Origin of the sequence: Vibrio ishigakensis, from assembly GCF_024347675.1 — a bacterium.
GTDB classification, from domain to species: Bacteria; Pseudomonadota; Gammaproteobacteria; order Enterobacterales; family Vibrionaceae; genus Vibrio; species Vibrio ishigakensis.
In genome coordinates, this window is sequence record NZ_AP024882.1 from 890,285 (window position 1) to 910,408 (window position 20,124).

Below are 20,124 nucleotides of genomic sequence, written 5' to 3' on the forward strand. Positions count from 1 at the left end.
AATTATCGGGGCTTTTGTGTTTAGTGGTGACGCTGAATAGTAACTAGTTTGCTTGTTGCTGAATATCAGCCAGTAAACTAGTTAAGCCTTGAGATAGAGCTGTCACCAAAGCCGGATACCCGTCCTCAGCTAACGGCTCTTCAATATCAAACTCCCCATGCTTTTCGCCCAGTTGCCAGCTACCTTTCAGCTCTGCATTACCGGTATATGAGCCATTAAAGCGCTCAAACTCGATTTCAAGCATGGGTGCGTCTGTTGTGTGTGGCATCTGATACTGTTCAACTTTGTCTTTCACCAACTCTCTCAGGTTGTCAGCCCAAACGTTGCGGTTAGCGACTCTGATTTCAGTTTCTGACAAACGATATACAATCCCAGGGCCTTGCAGATAGCTAGGCATCTTGATGCTGACGCTATCAAACACCAACTCTGTTGAAGGCTCAGTGCTCGGTAGGAGATAGGTCTTTGTCTCGTTAGATCCGCCACTGCTGCAACCGGCTAGGAGAAACGCTAATACTAGAATCCATTTCTTCATTATTTATCTCCTCGGGTTGGAATTGGGTCTGGCTTGCCATCATCGCCAAAGACAAGGGCGTTTGGCTTCTCATTTACTTTTTTCAGCACAGGTTCTAGCTGTTGCATTACTTGCTCTAGCTCGGTAACCGCGCTTTGTAGCTGTTGATACATAGGTGAGTTGGCATCAAATCCAGCAAGGGTGGTTTGCAGCTGCTCTAGGCTCTGATTAAGCTCTGCTGGGATCTCTTTTGTTTCAGGGTCTGCAAGAATAGCCTCAAGGTCTTGAGCTACCTTATCTGCGGAGTTGAGCGTGCTTTGAGCTGCTCTTAGGGTGCCATTGAGGCTGTTCACAGTGTCCTCAAGGGGCAAGCCATTGACCTTGTCTAAAAACTCACTGATTTGACGTTGGATCTGGGCAAATCCACCGGCGATAACAGGAATGACTTCATAGCCAAGGAATTCCTCTATTTTTCCTTCACCGACATCCTCATAGAAATCTAGGTCAACAAATAGGGCGCCTGTGACTAGGTTCCCTGTCTTAAGTGTGCCCCTCAGGCCTTGTGCTATTTGGTATTCGAGCCTTTCTTTAAACTGCTTTAGGTTGGTTTGACGCAATACCTCTGAAACACGTTCAACCTCGATGCGGATTAAGACAGGGATACGCTTACTTAAGGTGCCATCTCCCGAGATTGGAAGGGGCAGCGGAACGGTTTCTACCGTACCTATGCGCACACCTCGATACTCTACAGGTGCACCTGCTCTTAGTCCTCTGACTGACTCTTCAAACAACATTACGAAGTGCAAGAAGTCAGAGTATTTATGCTCGACCACGTCTGTGTAGTCTTCAAACAGCTTGAACTCTTGCATACTGGTTTTCATCTGCGTGCCTGCTTCAATGTTTTCCGGAACATCAAAGGCGACACCGCCAGTGAGTACTGTCTCTAGCGAGCCGACTTTCACGTTAAATCCGCTTGCGTTCAACTTCACATCGATACCTGACTCTAGCCAGAACTGGGTTCTCTCGAACACTAGGCTATCGTAAGGTGCAAAGATAAACAGCTGATACTTGGCGAGGCGGTTTTCATAGTCGTAGCTGGTTTTTTCTACTCGACCTACGGTAAAACCGTGGTGCAGGACAGGCTCTCCAACGCTTAGCTTGTTTGCTTCGCTATGAGTTAAAACAACACGTATGCCTTTAGCATCAGGGCTGGCAACTGGAGGTAGATCTAGCACCTCAAATTCAAGCTTTTGGTTGTTCGAAAGCCCTGGCTTGAGCCTGATATAAGAACCAGATAGCAAGGTCTCTAGGCCTGATATACCACTAGCGCCTATATGGGGCTCAACGATCCAGAACTGCGAGTCTTCACGCAACATGCGCTCAGCCTGCTTATTTATCTGAGCCTTGGCAATAATGTGGTCGTAGTTCTCACTCAAACGCACTTTAGTGATAGTACCAACGGTAACGTTGCGCGCTTTAATCTCGGTTTTGCCTGCGACTATGCCAGAGGCGTCAGACAAGATGAGCGTCACTTCCGGACCTCGGCTGTTTATATATTGAAACAGCATCCAGATACCCATGCCGAAGGCAAGTATGGGCACTATCCAAACTGGGGAGAGGCCTTTGCGTTTCTTGATACTTGCTTGAGAATTTTCCATGTATATTTCCCTTTAGCGCCACATCATACGAGAGTCGAAGATCATGGCTGACAACATGGTGAATATGACCACAGCAGCAAATGAGAGCGCCGCAGGGCCGGGATAGATGGCCATCAGGCCTTCTAGTTGAACTAGAGCCACCAAGATGGCGACCACGAAGATATCTATCATCGACCAACGGCCAATGAATTCGGTTATGCGATAAACCTTAAGAAAGCGGTACGATTCTGAATGAGGCATGTTCCTCACTCGCTTGGCGTTCCAGTAGAGGTAGGCAAGGGCGAACATCTTGGCCATCGGAATGAAGATGCTAGCGAAGAAAATCACTGCCGCTATAGGATAAGAGCCCATATTCCACAGCAAGATCACACCGCCCATGATGGTAGAACCTTCTGCGTGACCGAAAGCAGAGGTGTACATCATCGGATAGAGGTTTGCTGGCACGTAGAAAATGATAGAGGTGAGTAGGAGGGCCCAAACCAACTGCAGATTATTCTCTGGCTCGAATCTAAGCAGATGTGCATGACAGCGCTGACAATGATGTGTGTAGACGCTGTAGTCGTGGATAAGGCCACATACATGACACGCCAGGTGTTCTTTTTGTTGGAATACACTTCCGCTTAAGGCTTGTTTGGATTCGCTTACTGGGAATAGCTGGCTCCAAACCCAGTGTAGATCTGAGATGGCAATAGTTTTTACCACCAGAACCGTAAACACGGTAAACGCCCAAAAGGAGATCCCCATTGAGACCTCCGCCAAGGAGGCAATCTTAACTAGGCTCACCAGAACGCCAATAAGAAACACATCCACCATCAGCCACGGCTTTATTCTCGAGAGACTCTTAAGTATCCCTTTTTGAACACTTTTGTACTTGTTCCCAAGCCTTGCAAAAGAGATGCAAGAATAAAGATAAAGTACGCAAACTAAATAGATACCTGGCAGGATGAGAACAGACGCGAGTAGGATAAACCCGAGAGCCGTGTTATCGAAGGTGCTGAGCACCTCTGCGGATTGATAGAGACTGATTTCCTGCGAGATCCCCTGAACACTGAATGACATAAAGGGATATGCAAGGCTTGCCACAAAGGCGATAAGACTCGCCAGTGCATAGCTGATTGGGCCATGTACTGGGTCTGTATCTGAGCTGAGTAGGTGATGATGACAGCGAGGGCAGGTGGCGTGTTCACCTGGGTTTAGTTCCGAGACTTCACTGGCCATTCCACATTCATGGCAAGACAACACTGGCACGGTTAAGAGGCTCTCCTTGTCCTTTTCACTAGCGCATTAAAACTGAAAAATGCAGGCGCGCGTTTTCGCACCTGCATCCTATAAACATAGACTTATCTATTGATAATCAACAACTTTTGATGCGTTTAAGGCATAGCCCATTGTGATATCGCTCGCACCATCCACGATATAGATGTTCTCTGTTTTTAATTCTGAGCTGATGGTTCCTTCAACCCAGACCGGATACTGAACGGTTCTCATCTCATACCCTTCAGGATAAGACACGCGAACGATCTGATTGGCCGGTGGTGGAGGCATGTGTATACAAGCGCCCGCAACAGGAACCAACAGAAATTCGGTTGCGACCATGGCATCTTTAAATTCGATAGGAACGAGGAAACCCGGGATGCGCACCTTGGTACCATCGAACTCAGTGGTGATGGTCTCAGCCGCTTTCTTCTGTGATGCGATATAGTCAGCGCGAAGTTGCAGTAGCTCATCGGCATCGACGTTTTCTTTCTTTAGTTCCGCCTTTATCTCTTCAATGCGTTCGGCATCACGAGGATTGCTAGAGTGCATCAGGGTAAAGATGCGTTGCAGTTTAAGCTTGTGCTCATACGACAACTCTGGGAGCGTGATGTGCGTTTGAGCCACTTCTGGCCTTAGGTTCTGCCAATCCAGAGTAACAGGCTCGCTGGCAAAACAAGTAAAGGACCATAACGCTATTAATGTGGTGATAATTCTTTTCAAACTGTGTGTCCTTACATCGAGTTCAAAACATCTGAACTAAGGCAGACCCACCAACTCGTGACTGGTGGGTCTGTTTACCTAGTTAAAGGGTGTTCTTGTAAATAACCCCATCTTTCATGATCAGCTTGATGGTCTCTGGGCTGTCTGGGCGTTTGTCTGCGCCAAACCATTTGTCACCAGTACCCACCACCGAGAAGTCCTCTAATGGGTTACCGTCAAGAAGCAAGATGTCGGCATAGGCACCGGTTTCGATGACCCCCAGTTTTGCTTCTGGATAAGGGTTAGTAAAATCACCTGTCAGGGTTGCAATCTCACCGCCTACCGAGGTCAGTGTTTTCATCGACTCGTAAGGGCCGAAGAAGTCATTGTTGAGCTTCTTCTCATAAGCGATCTGTATGTTGCAGGCATCCACTGAGCCCACACAGTCTGTTTGGAAACCACGCTTAACTGGACACTTCTTCATGTTTGGAATGTAGTTCTTGAAGGTCTCAGTTGCCGATTGTGCTTTACGGAAACTTGAAGGCACGTTTTTGATTGCCGGTATGTCCATTAGACCAGGGTCAAAGGCGGTGAGGTTGGTCGTAATGTAGGCGCCTTTTTCGTTCATGACTTCTGCAATGTCACAGTCAAAGGCAAAGCCGTGCTCGATAGACATTACGCCCGCATCCAACGCGCCAAGGATGGCCTCTTTTCGATATGAGTGCGCCATTACATAACTGCCGTAACTATTAGCGACTTCCACTGCAGCAGCGATTTCTTCTGGCGAACCCGCCAGCAACTGCCATGGGTCGAATGCTGAAACCACACCACCAGACTGCATATATTTCAACTGAGTCGCGCCCATACGGAAATTGTTGCGTCCGTATTTTTTAACCTCTGCAACGCTATCGACCTCTTGAGCTAGATTCAAGCGACTCATGTTTGAGGATTGGCCGACTGGAGCAGTGTAATTAGCAAAATCGGCGTGGCCACCACGAGTACTCAAGAAGGCGCCTGATGGGTAGTAACGAGGACCAACAATCTGCCCAGCGTCGATGGCGCGTCTCAAGCCGCCATTGGCACCACCGGCGTCACGCACTGTGGTGAAGCCTTGCATCAAGTACATTTCCGCCATGCGCGTTGCATGGATAGCAAAGTCTTCCCAAGTAGATCCAGATTCCATTGCTGGAAGGCTAGGGCCCATCAGCATCAAGTGAGCGTGGTTTTCGATAAAGCCAGGGGTGAGGGTTTTACCTGTACCATCTATAACAGTGGCATCAGCACCAACGCTGATCTCTTTGGCAGAGATGGTTTTGATTTTGTTACCTTCGACCAATACGTGATGATTTTCGTAGAGTTTATTCTCTGTGCCGTTGAATATATCAACGTTCTTGAATACCGTTTGCGGGAGTTGTGCTTCCTCTGCCGCGAAAGCCATAGACGTCATCATAGCCAGTGACGACAGGAGAAAAACCTTCTTCATTTTTATTCCTTCCTTTGAAAGTATCTCTTTGTTATCAAACAGATTACTGCTGTGTAAAAACTAGCCTACATAAGAGTTAAGTACATGGGTAGGCAGGGGTCAAAAGAGGTTCGCCTGTTTTTCTGCCTTACTCATTATTAACTGGTGTCTCTCAGCGAGTTTCCTTACGGCAAAGACACAAAACTGATCACTAGTGGGAGAGGTTTATTCGTGGATTTGATGAGTAGCTTGGCTTACAAGGCAGTGAAAACTAAGTTTGAGAAGTTATTCAGCGCCTGTGTGCCTATCAAAAATCAAACAGTTACTGAATAACATCTGCTCAAGGTGATGATGATTTGCTCTGTGAAATGGTGGGATTAGTATGGCTTATCGTGGAGCAGTTTTTGGATTTTTGATTTAATGTATTGATTTTTATGAATTTATTTACTTTGCATGAGAGCGGTTCACATGAATTAAACTAATGCATTAGATAAAAAAGCATAGATTGCATTTTTCGCAAGCGGCTAAATTTCGTGATCTTGATCGCCTTTTTTTATTGCTCTAGTGTGCGAATCATTAGCTGGCTTCGTCCGTTTTGAATCCAGCTGACCGATTCATCACTGGCAACTGGAGCATTGCTTTGACGATAAAAACACTAACTAACGAGCAGAAAGCCTCGTTCTCCTTGCTGATAATCCAGACGTTCTCGACCCTTGGATTTGCAGTTCTTTATTCAACCCTAGTTCTTTACGCAACAAAGGAACTGGGATTCAGCGACGCTGACGCCACCATCATCATGGGTGTGTTCGGTGCATTCAACTACGGCCTGCATCTTCTTGGTGGACTTCTTGGCGGTCGTTTGATGAGTAACCGTAACCTGTTCATTATCGGTATGGCGCTACAAGTAGCCGGTTGCTACGGCATCGCGCAGTTTGGACAGCCTGGCCTGTATTGGGGCTTGGCATTCTTCCTAACCGGTAGTGGCCTTAACGTTACCTGTATCAATATGATGCTGACTCAGCGTTTCCAACCGGATGATCCTACGCGTGAGACCGCATTTCTTTATAACTATGCGGGTATGAACCTAGGTTTCTTCGTTGGCTTTGCGGTGGCGGGTTACTATCAAAATCTTGCGGACTATAAATCACTATTTATGTTCGCAACGCTGGGCAACCTAGCCGCGGTTGTTGCTACTGGTATCTTCTGGAAGCACATCGGCGATTTGACCACACCGCTTGTAGGCAAGACCAAGAAACAGTGGCGTAATGCCTTTGCGCTGGGCATCTTGGTAATTGCTGTTTTGGTTCCTGTAATCAAGTTCTTGCTGGTTTCGGCTGCATTCTCTAGCCAATTGGTAGTGGTTATTTCAGTTCTGGTGTTCCTGACTATCCTAGCGCTTACTCTGAAACACAAGCACAAGGCTGAGAAAGGCCGTATGGTTTCTTATCTTGTGTTGGCGCTTGGCTCATTGATTTTCTGGTCTCTGTATCAGCTAGCGCCTATGGGGTTATCACTGTTTGCTGACCGCAATGTAGATATGGTGGTTGACGGCTTTAAAGTCGCGCCTCAGTGGATCCAGAACATCAACACAGTTGTAATTGTGGTAGGTGGTCCTTTGATGGCGACGCTGTTCAATAAACTGCGCGCCAAAGGCTACAACATCGACATCCCGCTACAGTTCTCGGCGTCTCTCGTCTTTATCGGTGCAGGTTTCTTGGCTCTGCCACTGGGCATCATGCATGCGGACAGTGCAGGTATGGTTTCTATCACTTATGTGGCAATCAGCTATGTATTGCAGAGTATCGGTGAGCTTCTGATCTCTCCAATCGGTTATGCCATGGTGGGTAAGCTTGCTCCTAAGAACTATCAAGGCGGCATGATGGGTGCTTGGATGTTGGTAACTGGCGTGGCATCTATCATCGCGGCTCAGTTCTCCGAGATGATGCCGGGACAGGGTCCGGCTATCGTGACCGATGCTGGTTACTCTTCGGTATTCAGCGGTCTAGGCATAGCCGCAGTGGCTGGTGGTATCGTTTTAGTGTTATTAACTCCAACACTGCGTCGCTTGATAGGTGACAAGGTAGCAGCATAAAACAAGCGCCCCTCAATTGAGGGGCGTTTTGCTTAGGTTTCAGGTTTATCAACCATATGCAAATGCACATCTTGTTGAGGGAAGGGAATAGAGATGCCTTCTCTGTCGAAGGTGAGTTTTACTTCTTTGGTCACATCCCAATACACATCCCAGTAGTCATCGGTTTTCACCCACGGACGAACGATAAAGTCGACCGACGAGGTATTTAGGGTATGAACGCGAATATTTGGCTCAGGCGTTTTAAGAACCGCAGGATGTGCCACCACGATATCAGTCAGTATCTTCTCTGCTTTTAGCAAATCATCGGCATAGCCAATGCCAAACACCATATCGACACGGCGCAATCGTTCGTGGGTAACGTTCTTGATTACATCGCCCCATATCTTGCCATTGGGGATGATGATGATCTGATTATCGAAGGTTTTGATGGTGGTGTTCACCAAGCTCATGTGACTTACCTTGCCATCTACACCGCCCGCAAATACAAAGTCCCCTACATCGAATGGACGATAGATAAGCAGCATCATGCCGGCCGCGAAGTTGGATAGAGTGTCTTGCAGAGCGAAACCAATGATAACGCCAGCAATACCAAAGCCGGTAAGCACAGGGGCGAGGTTTAACCCCACCTGAGACAAGGCGATCATAATACCTATGATCCACACTATGTTGCCGGACATGCCAATAAAGAAGTCCTGCATCAGTTGTGAAAGATTAAGGTTCTTGGACTCAACCGTTTTACTGGTGATTTTCCTGACCAGTTTTACCACCATCTTGGTAATGAGTATCAGCAGAATAAAAATGAACAGCTGAAATAGGTGCTGAGGAGCGGTGGTGCCAAGCCAATCCCAAACCGATGAAGACCAGTGGGTAAGGATAGATAGGATAACCTTACCCTCGAATAGGTCTTGAGTAATGCTGCCTGTAACCTCAAACAGCAGTCGTTTGTATTCTGAGGTATCAATACCGAGTTGATCCGACACGCTTATTAAGGTGGTTAAACTCTCCACTGCAATGCTTTGACGCTGCTTAACCACTAGTTGAGCCAGTTGCAGGCCGGCTTTCTCCGACTCAGGGGCTACCGAAAGCTGTTTACCAATCACACCGATCTGTTGATTAAGGTATTCAACAGAAGCAGAGGTGAGGCGTAATTTCTGCACTACAACACCTCTAAACTGCGCTTCCGCTGCGCTCTCGTCAACGCCGAGAGTCTGTAGCCATTGGATATTCTGCCAACTAGAATTGGTGACGCTGTTGAGATAGTGTTGCAGCTCTTGAAAGTCGTTGATAAGGGAGAGACGCTCTTCGTTTTTGGCTGCATCAATCTTTGCATTCAGTGCCTTGATTTTCTCCTCTAGGTAAGTGTTAGCGCCTTTGGAGTAGCTTTTCTGGATCTCTATCTGTGCAATCAACTCTTCTTTGGGAATAGAGTTTTGATTTACAGCCGTCGCAAGAATTGCTCTGAGTTCCTCGTTTTTTTGGAACAATTTAAGCTGTAAGGCATCTGTGGTATCACCGCTGGAGATAGCTAATGCGTCTGAGAGCTCTTTAAGGTCCTTATTGACCTTGTTCAGCTCATGCTCGATACGCGATTTGGACATGGTAGCGACTGCCTCTTCGGCGAGGCTATTGCAGCTGAACATCATTACCAGCCAGAGCAATACTAGCCTAGCGAGTCCCTTGCGTGACGAGATTTCCATATACCCTTCTTAAAGACATTAGGGTCTGTTGACCTTTTGAGTTCGTTTTTGTAGCGAGTTGTTGGGCTTTTATACAAGGCAGACACTTTTAGGTGTAGTGGTTCTACATGAAAAGTGTCTAACGCGGTAGAAATGCCCAACAAACGCTACCCGAAGGGCTCGGCCAGAGACGATTTACTCTTTGTTGAGGCCCTTTTGCTTAGATGACTAGGCTACAAGAACCTCGCCGCGATTAAATCGTCTCTGACTCGAGCAAAACTCAACCGCAAAAAGTCAACAGACCCTAGCAAGTCTCGGTTTAATAAGACGTTACCAAAGAGTGTACAACATAAATGAGCGTTCATAGTGAGCTAGATACTTGTAATGCGCACAAAAAAACGCCCCTCGATTGAGGGGCGCTTACTTATCTATTTGTTTAGCTTAGAAACGTAAGGGATGTTTCTAAGTTCATCTTGCCAAGGCAGTCCATAACCCACCAGTAGGTCATCGTTTTCCATCTCATAGGCGTAGTATTGCGGTACTGGAATATCGACACGGCTTGGCTTTACAAACAAGGTAGCGATCGAGAGTGATTTCACCTTGTAGTTACTCTGAATATGTTCAACCAGGCGTTTCATGGTGCCACCTGATTCGATAGCATCATCGACCATGATGACATCCTTGCCTTCAATAGCGATGTTCTGGTGGAAAATTATCTCAGAGCTATTATTTCTATCGCCGGGCGTATGGGGGCAAGAGATGTAATCCATCTTTATCGTGAAGTTAAGCTTACGCACTAGATCAGCAGTGAACAGAATGCCGCCAGGCACAACCGTAATCACAACCGCATCTTCAAAGGTTGTATTCAGCTTATTGGCAACGATTTGAGCGCCATCAGCAATCTGCTGCTCGCTAAGAACCAAGTCACCTAGGTGTGGATGAGTCATGTGTATCTCCAAATATTAGAACTGTTAATATCCTATACCCACTACGAACATGTCGGTGGAATATAGGCAATTCTTGAGATCTATTTGGCGTTATACATGCGCTCGAAATTCTTTGGATTCCAGCCAATCATGATTTGGTCACCAATCTTGAGCACAGGCAATGAGCGAGCACCGATTGCGTCTAACTCTTTTCGGCCACGTTGCATCTTGGCGTTGGTTAAGCGGTATTTATAGCCCTTTGAATCAAGGTAGCGTTGAGCATCTTTGCAATGGGGGCATTTGTCTTTAACGTATAGGACGAGTCGTTTCATTTTCTTACTTCCAAAAATAGAGCCACTCGATGGTGGCTCTTTAGATTCGCTTAAGTGTATCAGACTCTAGATACGCTTGTTTAGATATGCCTGATAATCAGGGATTTCAATCTCTACTTCTTGCTCGAGCATAGGAGAGTTGAACAGGAAGTTAGCAGTAGCGCGGTTGGTTGCCACTGGGATGTTCCACACACTAGCGATACGTAGTAGAGCTTTTACATCTGGGTCGTGTGGTACCGCGTTTAGTGGATCCCAGAAGAACACCATCATATCGATCTTGCCTTCAGAGATAAGTGCGCCAAGTTGTTGGTCGCCCCCCATAGGACCGCTGATAAGCGGAGTGACATCTAAGCCAGTTTCACGCTTTAGAAGGTTACCTGTGGTGCCGGTCGCGAACAGGTTGTGCTTTTCTAGCTTGTCTTTGTTTTCTTGTGACCAGCGGATTAATTCTTGTTTGTAGTGGTCGTGGGCAACTAGAGCGATCTGTTTGCTCTGTTTCATCACGCGAGTAGTTTTTTCCATTAATGGAGTTCCTTGAACCTTTCTTTAAACTGATTCGATAGTAACACTCAATCGAGCAACGAAGGGACAGCAAAGTGCATTTTTGTGTGTCAGTTTGTACAAGATTTGCTCATTTAAACGGGCTGGGAGGTATATTTAGCCCAAAATCACCATGAATATAATAAATAGACCTAAACAAATTCATTATAAAATAGATTTATAACTCCGAACTTATATTAATTAATAGATGAAGTTTAGAGACAAATTTATATATCTATCTAGAGCCTCTTTATTGCTTGAAGAACCATTTTTGTAAGGTCGCTGGCTCATTAATGAAAATCTAAATTGCAGGATTAGCCCTAAGCCCTTTGCTGGTAAAGGCGTATACTTAGCGCAGGCAATGATTCATAGCGCAGAGGAGACGGTATCTTCTGCCTATATGACTCGAGGCAGACACCTAGGGAAAGGCTAGTCCAAAGGGCTTGGTGTGGGTTCAGGTGACAGGTTCGGTCATTAGTTGTTCGTTTCTTCTTAAATATGCTTCAAATAAAAACGAGCAAATAAATCTGGCGAGAAATAAAGATTCTCCCTAGATAAAAATACGGAAGTTTTGTTTACATAAATGAAAGCCCTCACTCTTTTCTGAGCGACTATCCTGATTTTGGGTTAAGTCTAACGGCGTGTTCAGTCTCCTCGAACGATCCAGCCTAGATTTCAGTAGCAACGTAAAGAATGAGAGTTTTAAACTATGCCAACGCGAGAAGTGATAATTAAATCTGTGTTAAATCGAGTTCCTAAGGATGCGATTAACCAGTTTATCTCTCGCGACAAAAGCAGCTTCTCCGTTCTTATCATGGCTTCCTTGGTTGGCATTCTCGCCGGTATCGTCGGCACCTACTTCGAGATAGCAGTACGTTTCGTTTCTGAAACCCGCACCGATTGGCTGAAAAGCGAAATCGCTGGCGTGGTTCCTCTTTGGCTTGCGGCCATCCTTATCAGTGCAGCTCTTGCTTTCGTCGGTTATTTTCTTGTTCACCGCTTTGCCCCAGAAGCTGCAGGCTCAGGTATCCCTGAGATTGAGGGCGCTATGGATAACATCCGCCCAGTGCGCTGGTGGCGCGTGCTTCCTGTTAAATTCTTCGGCGGTATGGGCGCACTTGGTTCTGGTATGGTGCTTGGTCGTGAAGGCCCTACCGTGCAGATGGGCGGTGCTGTAGGTCGAATGATCTCAGATATCTTCCGCGTAAAAGATGATGATACTAGACACTCACTACTGGCCTCAGGTGCTGCGGGTGGTTTGGCTGCTGCTTTTAATGCGCCCCTTGCAGGCATTATGTTTGTTGTCGAAGAGATGCGTCCTCAGTTTCGCTACTCACTGATATCTATTCGCGCGGTTATCATCTCTTCAATCTTGTCGAACATTGTATTTCGCTATATCAATGGCCAAGAGGCGGTAATTAGCATGCCTAAGTATGAAACCCCTGAGTTGGTTTCATTGTGGCTATTCCTATTACTTGGCACTCTGTTTGGCATCGTGGGTGTGTGCATCAACAAGCTGATCACCTTCTCTCAAGACCGCTTTGTTGCCCTTCACAACAATGACCGCAAGCGTTACCTCATCACCGGTTCTATTATCGGTGGGACCTTTGGTTTGCTACTTCTTTACGTACCTGAGCTTACCGGCGGTGGCATCAGCCTTATCCCAGATATCACCAATGGCAATTACTCGGTGACTATCCTTGCGCTGTTGTTCTTTGGCCGTGTAATCACAACCCTTATCTGCTTTGGCTCTGGCGCACCAGGCGGCATCTTCGCACCTATGCTGGCGCTGGGAACTCTGTTTGGCTACACCTTTGGCGTTATTTCTCAACAATACTTCCCAATCCCGGGGGTTGAGCCTGGCATGTTCGCTATCGCAGGTATGGGGGCACTGTTCGCTGCAACAGTAAGAGCACCCATCACAGGGATCCTGTTGGTGATTGAGATGACAGATAACTATGACCTGATTCTGCCACTTATTATTACCTGTCTTGGCGCTGTTATGATGGCGCAAGTGCTAGGTGGAAAACCTATCTATAGCCAGCTTTTACACCGAACCCTAAAGAACAGTAAGCTACAGCAAAAAGACCTACCGGAAGATAACAAGGCTACCGAATAGGCTAGGGTCGAAATAGTGGGCGTTCTTTGCTACATTTGCGCCATTAAAATTCAAGCCTAAGGATTGAACCATGAATAAAGCCGTAGTGATTTTTAGCGGTGGTCAAGACTCAACAACCTGCCTTGTTCAGGCTCTTGAGCAATATGATGAAGTACACGCGATTACCTTCGATTACGGTCAACGTCACCGTGAGGAGATCGAGGTAGCGCAGAAGCTGACCTCTAAGCTTGGCGTTAAGGCGCACAAGGTAATGGATGTAACCCTGCTAAATGAACTCGCGGTGAGCTCTCTAACCCGTGATGACATCCCAGTTTCGCATGAGCTTCAAGAAAATGGTTTGCCGAACTCTTTTGTTCCTGGCCGTAATATTCTATTTCTTACCCTTGCTGGTATCTATGCATACCAAGTGGGTGCGAAGACCCTGATCACCGGTGTGTGTGAGACAGATTTCTCTGGTTATCCTGATTGCCGTGATGAGTTCGTAAAAGCGATGAACTCTGCGTTGGCGCAAGGCATGGACTATGACCTTGAAGTGAAGACCCCGCTGATGTGGTTAAACAAAGCGGAAACTTGGGCCATGGCTGACCACTACAAGGCGCTGGAGCTTGTGCGTGATGAGAGCCTAACCTGCTACAACGGCATTGTGGGTACAGGTTGTGGTGACTGCCCTGCGTGCTTGCTACGTGCGAATGGCTTGCAGGATTATTTGGATAATAAGTCCGAGGTGATGAAGAGTTATTTGGCTAAGGCTTGATTTGGGTTTTGTGGATGGAAGATACCGGACAGCTTTTTCAAAGCTTCCGGTATGACGATAATTGTTTGATTCTATTCCACTTTAATTTGCGTCATCCCGGAATGCGAAGCATATCCGGGACCTTCATAACGTAAAGAGCTACAATTGATCTGACGGCTTACAGCTAAAAAAACGCCCTGCAAAAGCAGGGCGTTTCTTCATCTAAACCCTATTCAGTCACAATCTCCACCGGACCATGGTCATCGCAATGACCGTCATGCACATGGTGCAGTCGACCATCGACAATATAATCGAAGTGATCCCCATGAGGTACACGCTCATGACCACAACCCGGACCGTGAACATGGCCACTATCGCATTGGATTGGGTGGCAACCGTCAGGGTTGGTGTCAGAGACCTCGATCACGTGTTCGTCGTAATGGTCTTCATGTGGGCAGTGTAGGTGGCCGTCGTGGACATAATCTATGTGGTCGCCGTGCTTGATGGCGGTATGGCCGCAACCCGGGCCGTGGGTGTGCTCTGGATGGGAAACTGAGTGAGAACAAGCCATGTGAGATACTCCGTGTCAGTTGGATTACTACACTAAGTATAGGTGGATTCTATTCCCACATAGCTTGGTCTTCTCTAAAATTAGCTTTCAAATGAAAGCTTATCTCCAAAAGCCTCTTTCCAATCCTTATCAAACTGTTCAACCGCAGGCGCAACTGCTGGGTGAGCGAACATCTGAGCGGCTACGTCTGTGGGTAGCGTAATCGCTTCGATGCCTAGTTTCATTACTTCCATTGCTTGCTGAGTATTCTTAAAGCTCGCCGCCAGGATCTTCGCTGGTAGCTGGTTTTGATCAAGAAGAAGCTGTAGATCGGCCACTACCTCTACACCGTTTCCGTTCATCGCATCGATGCGGTTTACGTAAGGAGCTAGATAATCCGCGCCACAAAGAGCCGCTAGAAAGCCTTGCTGTGCTGAGTAGATCGCGGTAGCAAGTACCTGAATACCCTCGGCTTTCATCATTTTAATCGCCGTAAGACCGGTTTCTGTCGCTGGCACCTTCACTACCATGTCATAAGGCAGCTCGTTTAGTTGACGGGCTTCTTCAAGCATACCTTCTGCTGTGGTGCTGACTACTTGAGCGTGAAAGCGAGGAGTGCCACTGACCGCTTCATTCATTCCTTTTAGCGTTTCTGTTAATCCCTGTTTAGATTTTGCCAAGATGCTTGGGTTAGTCGTAACGCCTTTCAAAGGTAGGCAAGAGTTAAAGCGCTTAACCTCTGCTACGTCTGCAGTATCTAGATAGAGTTCAATCATGGTTTTTACCTATACAGAAAAATATTGTGTTTGTTAAGTTGGGCTCACTATAGATCTGGCTATCGAATCAGATCTTGATTTGGATCAAGTGAAATTTCATTTGAAAGTATAATAATTTCAATTAATGAAAGTTAAGCGAAAGTGATGGGCTGTCATTTGAAAGCTAAACATCACTTTTTCCAGACCAAATGCAGGTGAAACTATGTACTTCAACATTCAGCGATTCTCTACCCATGACGGTGATGGGATCCGCTCTATTCTGTTTCTAAAGGGATGCTCCTTGGCCTGCCCTTGGTGCCAGAACCCTGAAAGTCGTAGTGAAAAGCGCTCACTTCTATTTGATGAAAGAAGCTGTATGGATGAGTGTCAGTTGTGTGCTGAGTCGTGTGATGGCATAGAGCGCATCGACAACAAGATAGTGGTTAATCGCAAGGCTATCTCTGAAGAGCAGTTGATTGCTCTGCAAGACGTTTGTCCGACCCAAGCACTAACCGTATGCGGTGAAGAGTCTGAAAAAGAGTTTCTGTTTGATGTTCTTATGAAAGACAAGCCTTTCTATGACCAAAGTGGTGGTGGCGTCACTTTCTCAGGTGGTGAGCCCTTAATGCAATCCAAGTTGGTAAGTGAGATTGCCACGCAGCTTAAGCAAAATGGTGTGTCGACTGCGATTGAGTCCTGCATGCATGTGCCTTGGAAAAATATCGAACAAGCTGCGCCGCACATCGATTGCTGGCTCGCCGACCTTAAACATACAGATGAAGAGAAGTTTCTCACTTGGGCTAAAGGTTCACTCAAGCGTATCAAAGAGAACTTTAGAAAGCTTGCGCCTATCGCCAAGCGCATTGTGATTCGTGTTCCTGTAGTGCCGGGCTTTAACGACACCATCGAAGAGCTTCAACAAATTATCGATTTTGCTGCTTCACTTGAAAGCTGCAAAGAACTTCATTTACTGCCGTACCACACACTCGGCATCAATAAATATCGTTTGCTAGATATGCCTTATCTCTGCTCTGACAAGCCATTGAACAAGCCAGAGCTTTTAGAACTGGCAAAGCAATACGCAAGCGAAAATACCCAACTTAACGTGACTGTAAGAGGTTGATCATGGACTTAAATTTCCTACCTGAGCGCATCAAGGCGCATAAATCAGCTCTGGTAAACATAGTAACTCCGCCGGTATGTACTGAGCGTGCTGAGGCCTATACTCGTGCTTATCAAGCGAACGAGGACAAGCCTGTAATCGTGCAGCGTGCACTAGCGCTTCAAGAGCACCTTCGCACTCGTACCATCTGGATCAAGCATGATGAGCTTATCGTCGGCAACCAAGCGAGCAAGGTTCGCGCCGCGCCAATCTTCCCTGAATACACGGTGCGTTGGATTGAAGCTGAGATTGATGACCTAGCCGATCGTCCAGGCGCTGGCTTTGCGGTAACCGAGCTAGACAAAGAAAACATCCATGCCATCACTCCATACTGGAGAGGCAAGACGGTGCAAGACCGTTGCTATGGTCTGTTCACTGATGAACAGCAAGAGATCTTGGCTAGCACCATTATCAAGGCAGAAGGCAACATGACCTCGGGTGATGCGCACCTTGCCGTAGATAACGAGAAGGTCCTTAAGCTAGGTATGAACGGCCTGATTGAAGAGGTTCGTCAGCACAGAGCTAACAATGATGTTTCAACGTTCGATGGTTTGAAGAAAGAACAGTTCTATAAGTCGGTTGAAATTGTGCTTTTTGCTATTCAAGAGCACATGGTGAGCTACGCTGATCTAGCAGAGCGTATGGCGCAGGATGAAGATCGACTACAGCGCAAATCTGAGCTTATGTCGATTGCGGAGAACTGCCGTCATGTGGCTTACGAGGCTCCACAAAACTTCTGGCAAGCGCTACAGCTATCTTACTTTGTACAGCTGATGCTACAGATTGAATCTAATGGTCACTCTGTCTCTTTCGGTCGCATGGACCAGTTCTTAAATGACTTCTATGTTCGCGATATCAATGAAGACAAGATTGAGCACGGTTTTGCTCTTGAGCTTCTACAAAGCTGCTGGCTAAAGCTACTTGAGGTGAATAAGATCCGTTCGGGCGCACACTCCAAGGCATCCGCAGGTTCTCCGCTTTATCAGAACGTCTGTATTGGTGGCCAAAAACTGAATGACAAAGGTGAAGCTGAGGATGCAGTAAATCCGCTATCTTGGGCGATCCTTGAGTCTTGCGGACAGCTTCGTAGCACCCAGCCTAACCTGAGTGTTCGTTATCATGAGAACCTGAATCAAGAGTTCCTGATGGGTTGTATTGAGGTCATCAAATGTGGTTTCGGTATGCCTGCGTTTAACAACGATGAAATCGTAATTCCAGAGTTCATCAAGCTTGGCGTTGAGCGCGAAGACGCGTACAACTATGCCTCAATCGGCTGTATCGAGACAGCGGTTCCAGGTAAATGGGGCTATCGCTGTACTGGGATGAGCTTTATCAACTTCGCTCGTATCTTGCTAGCGGCGCTAAACGAAGGTGTGGATGCAACCACAGGTAAAGCCTTCTTGCCACACGACAAGTCACTAGCAAACGGCAGCTTTGGTAACTTTGATGAAATCATGGCCTCTTGGGCTGAACAGATTCGTTATTACACTCGAAAATCTATCGAGATTGATACCGTGGTCGACAGCGTGCTGGAACAGCAAGCGCACGATATCTTCTGCTCATCGCTGGTGGATGACTGCCTTTCTCGTGGTAAAACAGTGAAAGAGGGCGGAGCTAAGTATGACTGGGTGTCGGGGCTACAGGTAGGTATTGCCAACCTAGGCAACAGCTTGGCAGCAATCAAGCACTTGGTGTTTGATGATGCGCAAATCACTCAGCCTGAGCTTGCCAAAGCACTAGCGGAAGACTTTGATGGTATTGAGAACGAGCAACTTCGTCAGCGCCTAATTAACTTCGCGCCTAAGTTTGGTAATGATGACGATGCAGTAGATAACCTGCTAGCCGAGGCGTATCAGGTTTATATCGAAGAGCTGGATCAGTTTGTAAACACCCGTCATGGCCGAGGCCCTATCGGTGGCGGTTATTATGCAGGTACCTCAAGTATCTCAGCTAACGTGCCGTTCGGTGCATCCACAATGGCAACTCCGGATGGACGTAAAGCGACTACGCCACTGGCAGAAGGCGCTAGCCCATCATCAGGCTCAGACCGTTTAGGTCCAACGGCGGTGTATAACTCGGTAGGCAAGATCCAAGCGAATAAGATCCTCGGCGGCGTGCTTCTAAACCAGAAACTCAGCCCGGCAGCGGTTGAATCCGATGGCGATAAGCTGAAGCTATCTATGCTGATCCGCACCTTCTTCAACCACCATAAAGGCTGGCATGTGCAGTACAACATAGTCTCTCGCGATACCTTGTTGGCTGCGAAGAAGAACCCAGAGCAGTATCGTGATTTGGTAGTGCGTGTGGCGGGTTACTCTGCGTTCTTTACTGCCCTGTCACCGGATGCGCAGGATGACATTATTGCGCGTACTGAGCATGAGTTGTGATTTGAGTTTTTAAAGAAAACTCTGCTGGTGGGAAGATACCGGATAACCTCTGATGAGGTTTCCGGTATGACGGATCTTTTTAAAGGGGAGAGGTAGAGTGCCTCTCCTTTGTGCAATCGTCATTCCGTAAAATCCGACAGGATCTATACGGGATCTTCTCAACGCACCAAACTCATCATCCCAACTTCAACACAGTATTACTCAGCATAGGGTTACTCTTAGCCGACTCAATACCCTGTTCAATCTCATCAAGACCAAAACTAGTCACTTCAACCTTATTCAGGTCAATTAATCCAGCCTTAACCATATCAACCAGAGCAAGGTAATCATCTCGGGTGTACATGAAGTTACCCTTGATCTCCCAGTTGTTCAGAAGCAACTTGTTGTAGTCCACAGGAAGCGGTGTCAGCATGCTACCCATGAGTACCAACTGTCCATTTGGATTCAGTGAGTTAAGAGCAACCATAGTGCTGTGAGCACTGTTTGACTGGCCAATCATATCCAGTGCTTTGTGCACGCCATTACTACTTAAAGCGCGAACCTTGGCAACGTCAGCCTCAAGATCATCACTTAGCCCAACTACCGAAACACGCTTGCTATTTGGCGCTATGCTATCGGCAATCTTCTGCAGTTTTTCTGCATTTCGGCCTAGCATGATTACGTTTGCCCCCATAGCCAGAGCACCCATAGCGGCGGCAGAACCAAAGTAGCCAGACGCTCCGTTAATAACCACAGTCTCACCCGCTCTAAGGTTCATGCGGCGCAGACCACCAAAAGGTACGATAAATCTTGCTAGGGTGACCAGTTGTGTCGAAGGAATATCGTCGACACCTTCAATAGGCATGATCACCTGAGCAGGAAAATCGCCGTACTCACGCCAAGTACCATTAGGGAACTCTTCCAGCATCGGTTGGCTATTGGCGCTGATACCGGTTAGGCCGATAAGCACGCGCTCAGGGTTTGCCACACCTTCGGATTTTTCCCAGTTGCAATCAACTACTACGCGCTGACCTTTCTTCAAGCTAACCACACCTTCACCCACTTCATGGATAACACCGATGGCGTTAGTGCCTGGGGTAAACGGCATTGGTGGGTAGGCGTAAGGTAGGTTGCCCTGCAGGTAATCACGGGTATAGCTTAGTAGCGGCGTTGCCTCGAGTTGTACTACTACGCTGTCTTTTTTAGGCGTAGGAATGTCACTTTGGATTAACTCAACAGGCTTTGAAAAGTCGCGCAGTTTAATGTCTAACATGGCTATCTCCTGA

17 protein-coding genes are annotated in these 20,124 nt (G+C 47.1%); 5 read left to right on the top strand and 12 right to left on the bottom strand.

Annotation, left to right across the window (positions count from 1 at the left end; all coding sequences use genetic code 11):
- Nucleotides 1–43 precede the first annotated feature (43 nt).
- From Pcarn_RS17865 to Pcarn_RS17885, 5 genes are all read right to left on the bottom strand, one after another.
- Nucleotides 44–532 carry a PqiC family protein gene (locus tag Pcarn_RS17865; RefSeq protein ID WP_261837276.1) on the bottom strand — a complete coding sequence of 163 codons (489 nt, stop codon included), beginning with the start codon at nucleotides 530–532 and terminating at the stop codon, nucleotides 44–46.
- Nucleotides 532–2,169, bottom strand: a complete 1,638-nt coding sequence (pqiB, locus tag Pcarn_RS17870) for an intermembrane transport protein PqiB (RefSeq protein ID WP_261837277.1) — start codon at nucleotides 2,167–2,169, stop codon at nucleotides 532–534. The genes Pcarn_RS17865 and pqiB overlap by 1 nt, the downstream gene beginning before the upstream one ends.
- 12 nt (nucleotides 2,170–2,181) lie before the next feature.
- The gene (locus Pcarn_RS17875; protein WP_261837278.1) at nucleotides 2,182–3,387 is read right to left on the bottom strand and encodes a paraquat-inducible protein A; all 1,206 of its coding nucleotides are present in this window, start codon (nucleotides 3,385–3,387) and stop codon (nucleotides 2,182–2,184) included.
- 126 nt (nucleotides 3,388–3,513) lie between these two features.
- The gene (locus Pcarn_RS17880; RefSeq protein WP_261837279.1) at nucleotides 3,514–4,146 is read right to left on the bottom strand and encodes a DUF3299 domain-containing protein; all 633 of its coding nucleotides are present in this window, start codon (nucleotides 4,144–4,146) and stop codon (nucleotides 3,514–3,516) included.
- A gap of 82 nt (nucleotides 4,147–4,228) precedes the next feature.
- On the bottom strand, nucleotides 4,229–5,608 hold the full coding sequence (locus Pcarn_RS17885) for a metal-dependent hydrolase family protein (RefSeq protein WP_261837280.1): 1,380 nt from the start codon (nucleotides 5,606–5,608) through the stop codon (nucleotides 4,229–4,231).
- Nucleotides 5,609–6,227: 619 nt separating this feature from the next.
- On the opposite strand from Pcarn_RS17885, the gene Pcarn_RS17890 reads away from it, so the two are divergent.
- A complete protein-coding gene (locus Pcarn_RS17890) occupies nucleotides 6,228–7,679 on the top strand; it encodes a peptide MFS transporter (protein ID WP_261837281.1) in 1,452 nt (483 codons plus the stop codon).
- Nucleotides 7,680–7,711: 32 nt separating this feature from the next.
- Here Pcarn_RS17890 and Pcarn_RS17895 read toward each other — a convergent pair whose 3' ends face one another.
- From Pcarn_RS17895 to Pcarn_RS17910, 4 genes are all read right to left on the bottom strand, one after another.
- Nucleotides 7,712–9,376, bottom strand: a complete 1,665-nt coding sequence (locus Pcarn_RS17895) for a mechanosensitive ion channel domain-containing protein (protein WP_261837282.1) — start codon at nucleotides 9,374–9,376, stop codon at nucleotides 7,712–7,714.
- A gap of 407 nt (nucleotides 9,377–9,783) precedes the next feature.
- Complete coding sequence (locus tag Pcarn_RS17900) at nucleotides 9,784–10,302, bottom strand: phosphoribosyltransferase (RefSeq protein ID WP_261837283.1); 519 nt, start codon at nucleotides 10,300–10,302, stop codon at nucleotides 9,784–9,786.
- 80 nt (nucleotides 10,303–10,382) lie between these two features.
- A complete protein-coding gene (locus tag Pcarn_RS17905) occupies nucleotides 10,383–10,613 on the bottom strand; it encodes a glutaredoxin family protein (protein WP_261837284.1) in 231 nt (76 codons plus the stop codon).
- A gap of 66 nt (nucleotides 10,614–10,679) precedes the next feature.
- The gene (locus Pcarn_RS17910; RefSeq protein ID WP_261837285.1) at nucleotides 10,680–11,135 is read right to left on the bottom strand and encodes a methylglyoxal synthase; all 456 of its coding nucleotides are present in this window, start codon (nucleotides 11,133–11,135) and stop codon (nucleotides 10,680–10,682) included.
- Between the two features lie 727 nt (nucleotides 11,136–11,862).
- On the opposite strand from Pcarn_RS17910, the gene clcA reads away from it, so the two are divergent.
- Together clcA and queC are read left to right on the top strand one after the other, a co-directional pair.
- Nucleotides 11,863–13,272 carry a H(+)/Cl(-) exchange transporter ClcA gene (gene clcA, locus Pcarn_RS17915; RefSeq protein WP_261837286.1) on the top strand — a complete coding sequence of 470 codons (1,410 nt, stop codon included), beginning with the start codon at nucleotides 11,863–11,865 and terminating at the stop codon, nucleotides 13,270–13,272.
- A 70-nt stretch (nucleotides 13,273–13,342) separates the two neighbouring features.
- Nucleotides 13,343–14,026 carry a 7-cyano-7-deazaguanine synthase QueC gene (queC, locus tag Pcarn_RS17920; protein WP_261837287.1) on the top strand — a complete coding sequence of 228 codons (684 nt, stop codon included), beginning with the start codon at nucleotides 13,343–13,345 and terminating at the stop codon, nucleotides 14,024–14,026.
- A 208-nt stretch (nucleotides 14,027–14,234) separates the two neighbouring features.
- On the opposite strand, the gene Pcarn_RS17925 is transcribed toward queC, so the two are convergent.
- Together Pcarn_RS17925 and Pcarn_RS17930 are read right to left on the bottom strand one after the other, a co-directional pair.
- Nucleotides 14,235–14,576 (bottom strand): hypothetical protein, encoded by a 342-nt coding sequence (locus Pcarn_RS17925; RefSeq protein ID WP_261837288.1) that lies wholly within the window; start codon nucleotides 14,574–14,576, stop codon nucleotides 14,235–14,237.
- Between the two features lie 80 nt (nucleotides 14,577–14,656).
- Entirely contained in the window at nucleotides 14,657–15,331 is a 675-nt protein-coding gene (locus Pcarn_RS17930; protein WP_261837289.1) for a fructose-6-phosphate aldolase, read from the bottom strand.
- Between the two features lie 202 nt (nucleotides 15,332–15,533).
- Here Pcarn_RS17930 and Pcarn_RS17935 point away from each other — a divergent pair, with 202 nt between their 5' ends.
- Entirely contained in the window at nucleotides 15,534–16,433 is a 900-nt protein-coding gene (locus Pcarn_RS17935; RefSeq protein WP_261837290.1) for a glycyl-radical enzyme activating protein, read from the top strand.
- Between the two features lie 2 nt (nucleotides 16,434–16,435).
- Nucleotides 16,436–18,859 (top strand): formate C-acetyltransferase/glycerol dehydratase family glycyl radical enzyme, encoded by a 2,424-nt coding sequence (locus Pcarn_RS17940; RefSeq protein WP_261837291.1) that lies wholly within the window; start codon nucleotides 16,436–16,438, stop codon nucleotides 18,857–18,859.
- A 175-nt stretch (nucleotides 18,860–19,034) separates the two neighbouring features.
- Here Pcarn_RS17940 and Pcarn_RS17945 read toward each other — a convergent pair whose 3' ends face one another.
- Nucleotides 19,035–20,111: a zinc-binding dehydrogenase gene (locus Pcarn_RS17945; RefSeq protein ID WP_261835693.1), complete on the bottom strand. Its 1,077-nt coding sequence runs from the start codon at nucleotides 20,109–20,111 to the stop codon at nucleotides 19,035–19,037.
- Between the last annotated feature and the right edge of the window lie 13 nt (nucleotides 20,112–20,124).